7 protein-coding genes and 3 pseudogenes are annotated in these 6303 nt (G+C 60.3%); 3 read left to right on the top strand and 7 right to left on the bottom strand.

Annotated elements, in window-relative coordinates:
* Nucleotides 1–65: 65 nt before the first annotated feature.
* Nucleotides 66–365: pseudogene (locus ACM62R_RS12515) on the bottom strand (acyl-CoA transferase); the annotation flags it as partial.
* Between the two features lie 115 nt (nucleotides 366–480).
* Between ACM62R_RS12515 and ACM62R_RS12510 the strand changes: the two are divergent.
* Together ACM62R_RS12510 and ACM62R_RS12505 are read left to right on the top strand one after the other, a co-directional pair.
* The gene (locus tag ACM62R_RS12510) at nucleotides 481–684 is read left to right on the top strand and encodes a type II toxin-antitoxin system PrlF family antitoxin (protein WP_415184379.1); all 204 of its coding nucleotides are present in this window, start codon (nucleotides 481–483) and stop codon (nucleotides 682–684) included.
* 137 nt (nucleotides 685–821) lie between these two features.
* Complete coding sequence (locus tag ACM62R_RS12505; protein ID WP_415184378.1) at nucleotides 822–1304, top strand: type II toxin-antitoxin system YhaV family toxin; 483 nt, start codon at nucleotides 822–824, stop codon at nucleotides 1302–1304.
* 13 nt (nucleotides 1305–1317) lie between these two features.
* Here the strand turns inward: ACM62R_RS12505 and ACM62R_RS12500 are convergent.
* From ACM62R_RS12500 to ACM62R_RS12475, 6 genes and pseudogenes are all read right to left on the bottom strand, one after another.
* Nucleotides 1318–1701 (bottom strand): annotated as a pseudogene (locus ACM62R_RS12500) (DUF6441 family protein); the annotation flags it as partial.
* A gap of 86 nt (nucleotides 1702–1787) precedes the next feature.
* Nucleotides 1788–2524 (bottom strand): annotated as a pseudogene (locus tag ACM62R_RS12495) (integrase core domain-containing protein); the annotation flags it as partial.
* 313 nt (nucleotides 2525–2837) lie between these two features.
* A complete protein-coding gene (locus ACM62R_RS12490; RefSeq protein ID WP_415184377.1) occupies nucleotides 2838–3167 on the bottom strand; it encodes a hypothetical protein in 330 nt (109 codons plus the stop codon).
* 99 nt (nucleotides 3168–3266) lie between these two features.
* Nucleotides 3267–4466, bottom strand: a complete 1200-nt coding sequence (locus ACM62R_RS12485) for a UbiH/UbiF family hydroxylase (protein ID WP_415184382.1) — start codon at nucleotides 4464–4466, stop codon at nucleotides 3267–3269.
* A 92-nt stretch (nucleotides 4467–4558) separates the two neighbouring features.
* Nucleotides 4559–4771 (bottom strand): hypothetical protein, encoded by a 213-nt coding sequence (locus ACM62R_RS12480; protein ID WP_415184376.1) that lies wholly within the window; start codon nucleotides 4769–4771, stop codon nucleotides 4559–4561.
* 100 nt (nucleotides 4772–4871) lie between these two features.
* Nucleotides 4872–5519 carry a pyrimidine 5'-nucleotidase gene (locus ACM62R_RS12475; protein WP_415184375.1) on the bottom strand — a complete coding sequence of 216 codons (648 nt, stop codon included), beginning with the start codon at nucleotides 5517–5519 and terminating at the stop codon, nucleotides 4872–4874.
* A 119-nt stretch (nucleotides 5520–5638) separates the two neighbouring features.
* Here ACM62R_RS12475 and ACM62R_RS12470 point away from each other — a divergent pair, with 119 nt between their 5' ends.
* Nucleotides 5639–6271, top strand: coding sequence for a GntR family transcriptional regulator (locus ACM62R_RS12470; protein WP_415184374.1), 633 nt, complete (start codon nucleotides 5639–5641; stop codon nucleotides 6269–6271).
* Nucleotides 6272–6303 lie beyond the last annotated feature (32 nt).

Below are 6303 nucleotides of genomic sequence, written 5' to 3'. Positions count from 1 at the left end.
GACCCCGAAGTGCTCGCCGCATTCCGTGACATCCGCTGCCATTCCTCCATCGAGGTGATCAAAGGCAGCCCGCCGAGTGTGCGATCAGCGTCTAGGGCTGTGCCGAAGGCGGCGAGCAGTTTGTTCAAGACGCTGGCCTGACCGGTGCCGGCCTGGATGACAACTTCCCGCTCGGCCCGATGCTGATAGTGATAGCGTAAGGGCGAAAGCGTCATTTATGGCTCGCCGGGCTGGCCATCCCACACGATTATCAGTCCCGCCGAAGGGATTTTCTGGGGCAACACCTGGTCACGCAAGGTAAGGGCGGCAAGCGGCTGCAGCAGCGCGAACAGCGCGGTGAGGATGGTTTCGCGTGTGGTGGGCATGAGGGCACCAAATCTCGGGCGGGCTGGCACGCATCCGGCAATTCTAGTGCCGCTGCGTTCTTGAATGGGTAATGCATCTGCATCACCTTGATCGGGTAACGTGAATGGAACGCACATGATTGCCGAACTAAAGGTCGAGTCCACGCTGACGGACAAGTATCAGACGACGATGCCTGGGGTCGTGCGCAAGGCGCTCGGCCTCAAGAAACGTGACCGTATCTGCTACACCATTCTGCCGGAAGGCGATGTCCTTCTTGGTCGCGTTTCGGGTGTCGGGGAAGCCCCTGCCATCGGCGTGTTTCTGTCGTTTCTGGCGTAGGACATAAGCCAAAATCCCGGCCACACCCGCGACCTCGATACGTCCTTTCGTGCCAAGCTGTCTTAGCTGGCCGAGGGTGCCGAGCTTGACCTTAATGCGGCTCTTTCGCCCGAAAATGAACGACGGGCGGCCCCAACGTGCCGTTGGTCGTGAACGGATGCACCCTGTTCGCGCATCCGCTGTTTCTGGATCAGGTGGCGGAATTGATCGAAAAGATTACGGCCATCAAAGCAGCCAACCCCGCTGGTTATCGCAGCAAGAACGCTTTGAAGCGGCTTGCGGCCATCACCAAGCTGATCTTTGAAGAGATCCCGTCTGACCCAACCGATCCGAAGTTCCGGGAGGGCAACACGTTGGCTGACGAGGAGCGGCACTGGTTCCGGGCAAAATTCTTTCAGCAGTACCGGCCGTTCTTCCGTTTTCACGTTGAAAGCTGCGTGTTCATCTTTGCATGGGTGAACGACGATACCACGCTGCGCGCCTTTGACAGCCGCACCGATGCCTATTGGGTGTTCAAAGGTATGCTAGAGGATGAAAACCCGCCCAGAGACTGGAAAGTACTGCTTGCCGGCGTGCAGAAAACCAGCAGTGAGTTTGTCGATCTGCTGGCGCAGAAATGACGCGAGGGCTGTGTCACAGTTTTTCTTCCACCCGATTCGCCACAATCAGTTCCGCCACGCCTTCCACCGCTCGTCCGGCATCCCGCGCCTAGTCCAGCTTCTTGGGCAGCTTCACCTGCGGCACCAGCAGGAAGATCGGCACGGTTGCCACGCCACGCCCGGTTTGTAACTTGCTTGCCACAGCGCGACCTTTCGTATTCAGCCGCCCTTCAGCCACCAGCAAGCTTGGCCCACGACGACGGTAGATGAACCGTAGCCGCAACCCAGCGCGGCGTTCCCATTCTCCGGGCGTGATGCGGCCACCCTTGCTGCTTTTACCAGCAGCTGTAGCCGGGATTGCCTGCCAAAGGCCGTTCTTGGACCGGATAAGAGGGCCGGTGTCATGCGCGCCGATGATCCCCTGCTCTGATTGGGAGCTTTCCACCCGTGATGCCATTGGCCTGCCGCCAAATTGTCATCCAATCGGGACCAAGCCCTTTGGGTTGATACGCCATGTGGCGCAGTCAGAGCAACCGACACCTGCGCGGAGCTATCAGACGGCGCTGCGTGGGTGTCGGTTACGGTGATCAGGCGTTGGGCGAATACCTTGGGCGTCTGGTAGCCAAGTGCCGAATGCGGGCATGTTCGTTAAAGTCAGCAGCCCATGCCCGAATTACAGCATGGGCATGGGCATGGGCCATGTTCCGGAAGATGGTCTCGGTGAGCAATTCATCATGCAGGCGCCCATTAAAACTCTCGACGACTCCGTTTTGTATGGGCTTGTCCGGCGCAATGTAATGCCATTCGATCTTGCGTTCTGTGGCAAAGGTTAAGATCGCCTTGCTGGTCAGTTCGATGCCGTTGTTGCTGACAATCATTCCCGGCTTTCGGCGCCGTTCGATCAGGGCCGTCAGGTATTGCGCAACGCGGCGCCCGAAAATCGAGGTATCCGGAATGCCCGCGAGGCATTCTCGAGTGACATCATCGACCACGTTCAGAATCCGGAACCGCCGTCCGCAGACGAGCTGGTCATGGACGAAATCCATCGACCATCGGGCGTCTGGCCATGCCTTGACCAGGATCGGCACCCGGGTTCTTACCGCCTTGCGCCTTGCGCCTTGCGCCTTGCGCCTGGCTCGGCGTTTGCGCACCGTGAGCCGTTCTTCTCGATACAGCCGATAGATGCGGTTGATGCCTGACGGTTCGCTTTCGCGGCGCAGCAGGACGAACAGCCTTGGAAACCGGACCCCACGTCCGCCCATTGGTCAGTGTCTTGCGCACTGTATTCTTGCGAAATTCATTCTTCCTATCTCTACCCATGGCACCGCACCCTGTGCAGCAAGGGCGCGGTGCCAACCAGCGCGGGTTTATTCCGCGCGGCGATCCGCCCTGGTGACCATGGGGTTGGATCGGCCTTGAGGCCACCATACCTTACCGTTGCAGATTTAGCGCGAGCCATCTGCCTGCAACCCCGCGAGCAACGTACTTATGGTTGAGGGACAGGCTCAATCCGGTGCGGTCAAAGGGTTGACCAACCCCTTCGCACTTTTCAGGCTAATGCACCAGGCTATGGCCGAAAAGGCTGCGGCTTCGTGGTGATGCGGTGGGTTTGCCCGGATAGGGCGGCAAAGGCGGGATCGTGCGCAAGGTCCGCGTTACCCGTTCGCGTTGAAAGCGCGGATCGTTTCTTACCTCAACAGGTAAAAGACGGGGGTCGAAGACGCGAGTGGTATGCGTGATCAATTCCACCTGGTGCCACCGCCCTTGGCGCGGCAGATCCGGTTGGGTCAGATAGGCGGCGCGCAATTCACCTTCCCGCGCTTTCAGGCGGTTGATTTCGGCACGGATTGTGGCCAGTTCGTCGGCGGGCGATTTGGGGTTCATGATCAAATACCATTCTTGATACGTTCCTGCTGACGTTGCCCCATCCAGGTAAAGATATTGCTAAAGAAATTGATTTTTACGCCAGATCCCCTCTGGGGTTCAGCGCGCGCCCAGGCCCGCTTTCATAAGACCCCGGCGCACCGGCCCTAACGAATAGAGAGCGCCCAGCACCCCTGCACGCATATCGCGTAGGGGCCGCGCCGACACCATCGAGGCGCGGTTCAACAGGTCAATCCCGGTCACTCTGGCTTTGACTTCCGGCCAACGGCGGCGCTGATAGTGTGCCAGCATGTCGCCGCTGCCAAGATCGCCGGGGGTTTTTTGCGCCAGATCCAGCAAACAGCCAAGATCAGCAATGCTCATGTTCAGACCCTGCGCCCCGATCGGTGGAATCACATGTGCGGCCTCGGCCATCAGGGCGCTGCGCTGGCCGATGAAGCGGTCGGCAATCTGGCACATCATGGGCCAGACCGAGCGGCGTGTGGCCAGTGTCAGCGGCCCCAGGATGCCTGTCGAGCGTTCAAACATCGCCGCCTCAAATGCGGCGGTGGGCAGGGCGGCAAGCCGTTCGGCCTCGGCGCCGCGTTCCATCCAGATGACCGCAGAAGAGGGGATGCCGTCGCGGTCAGGCAAAGGCACCAGCGTAAAAGGTCCACCGGCACGGTGGATTTCGGTTGAGACGTTGTTGTGCGCGATCGGATGCGTGACAGCAAAGGCCAACGCCTTTTGGCCGTAGCGTGTGGCACGAACACCAATCCCCAGCGCTTCGCGCACCGAAGAATTGCGCCCGTCAGCACCGATCAGCAGCCGCGCAGTGACCTGTGTTGCATCCGAAAGCGTCACCACGGCCCCCGCCTCGCGCGTCACGACGTTGCGGCTGGCCACGCCCGGGCGGAAGCTGACATTGGGCAAATCGGCTAAACGTGCCAGCAATTCGCGCCGCAGCAGCCAATTGGGAAGGTTCCAGCCAAACGGCTCGTCAGAGATGTCACGCGCGTCAAAGTCACGCGTCAACCGCGCCACAGGTTCGGCGCCGCCGGCATCTATGATGCGCATGATCTGCAAAGGTGCCGCATAGGGGGCCAGCCTTTCCCAAAGACCTGCCGCCCGCAGGACGGAAATCGACGGGCGCAAGAGCGCCGTGGTTCGCATATCAGCCCCGGCGTCGGATTCAGCGGTGACAGGGGGGGCCGGATCCACGCAGATCACGCTAAAACCCGCCGTGCCAAAGGCTGCAGCCGCGGTCAACCCGGCAACACCGCCGCCGGAAATAAGCACATCAATCGGTTCACGGTTCAGGCTATCGGACGGGGCTTTGGTTGTCATGACGGCTCTCCTTCAACGGGCTCTCTAACGTGCCGCAGACCGCATGTCCAAGACCGCGCGGCGGGTCAGCCGCCTGCGGTCATCAAAACGAGCAACCCCATGCAGACCGCCGTTGCGATCACGCCAGACAGGATCAATCCGACAAGACCAAAAACGAGCGTGGCGCCCGCAACGACCAGAACGATCGCCAGCGCCAGAATGAACATGAAACGAGTGCCTTTGGTGGTATCAGGCGAGGCGTGCGAGGCCGCGTTGCCCTTGGTGCTGGTAATGGTCATTTCAATGTCTCCGGTTCGCTATCTGCCCGATAGCCGGGCGGTGATACTGGGCGGCGTTGCGTCTCGATAGTGGCGAATTGTCGCAGTGCGGCATATTTTCTCAGCCCCTCAATTTATGCAAGAAGGCCGCCAGATCGCTGGTGTGGTGTTCAATATGGGCCGCGGGTGCGGGGGTCGGGGCGACATGCACGGTGCGCATTCCCATGGCGTGAGGGGCTGCCAGATTGCGCGGATCATCCTCAAACATCGCGGCGCGGCCAGCGGTGATTCCGGCGCGGGCAAAAATCGCCTCAAAAGCGGCGCGTTCGGGTTTGGGGCGAAAGGCGGCGTGTTCAACCCCGTAAACGCCGTCAAAAAGGCCGGTAAGACCGCGTGCCTCCAACACCCGTTCTGCATAGGGGGCGGAGCCGTTGGTGTAGACGATCTTTTGACCCAGAAGGGCTGAAATACCTTGCCGCAGGGCGGGATCCTTGGTCAGGTGCGACAGGGAAATATCATGAACATCAATCAGATAGGGGCCGGGGTCGACGTCATGTTCATGCATCAGCCCGGCAAGCGTGGTGCCGTAAAGCGCCCAGTAATGATGGCGCAGATGGTTGGCGTGATCACGGTCAACGCCCAGCGTCTGCATCACGAATGCGGTCATCCGGACCTCGATCTGATCGAACAGCCGCGCTTCGGGGGGGTAAAGCGTGTTGTCGAGGTCAAAGACCCAGTCGGTGACATGAGAAAAGTGTTCTACGGCCATGGCGACAAGATAGCGCCGCTGCCCGACGGCGGCAAGGTGATGCGTTTTCGGTGGGCTTTTGGCTTGCCCTTTGGGGGCGCACGGGCTTAGTGTCGCGCCCGCAGTTTGAAAGGGCTTTGATGCAGAAAGATGCCTATACGCTGATCCTTGAGGCGATTGATGAGGGGATCTATCGGCCCGGTGATCGGCTGGTCGAGTCTGAACTGGCCGAGCGGCTCGGCGTATCGCGCACACCGGTGCGAGAGGCGTTGCAACGGCTGGAAACGCAATCCATGCTGGCGCGCGACGGGCGCAGCCTTATCGTGGCCTCGCTGGATCATAACCAGTTGGCCGAGCTTTATGTCGTGCGTGCGGAACTGGAGGCGCTGGCCGCCCGCCTTGCCGCCAAACACGCCACCCCCGAAGAAATCCGCGTGCTGGACGATATGGTCAGCGAAGACCGCAGCTATATGCAAGACCCCGAGGCGCTTAGCCGCGCGAACCGGCGTTTTCACAAACAGATTCATCTAGCCTCGCACAACCGGTATCTGGTGCAGCAACTTGATCTGGTGCACCGGTCGATGGCGCTGTTGGCGACAACATCATTGTCGGTCGAGGGCCGGGGCGAAACCGCCTTGGCTGAACATCAGGCGATTGTCGATGCGATCAAGGATGGCAACGCAGAAGCGGCGCAGGCAACGCTGCGCACGCATATATCCCGGGCGTTCGAGACGCGGCTAAAACTGGACGCCGGTGCAGTGACCAAAACCTGAGCCTGTTTCAGGGCGGATCGGGCCGGCCAGAA

Origin of the sequence: Phaeovulum sp., assembly GCF_047638075.1 — a bacterium.
Lineage (GTDB): Bacteria > Pseudomonadota > Alphaproteobacteria > Rhodobacterales > Rhodobacteraceae > UBA6197.
The sequence above is the reverse complement of the archived record's forward strand: the minus strand, read 5'-3'. Positions and strand labels throughout refer to the sequence as shown.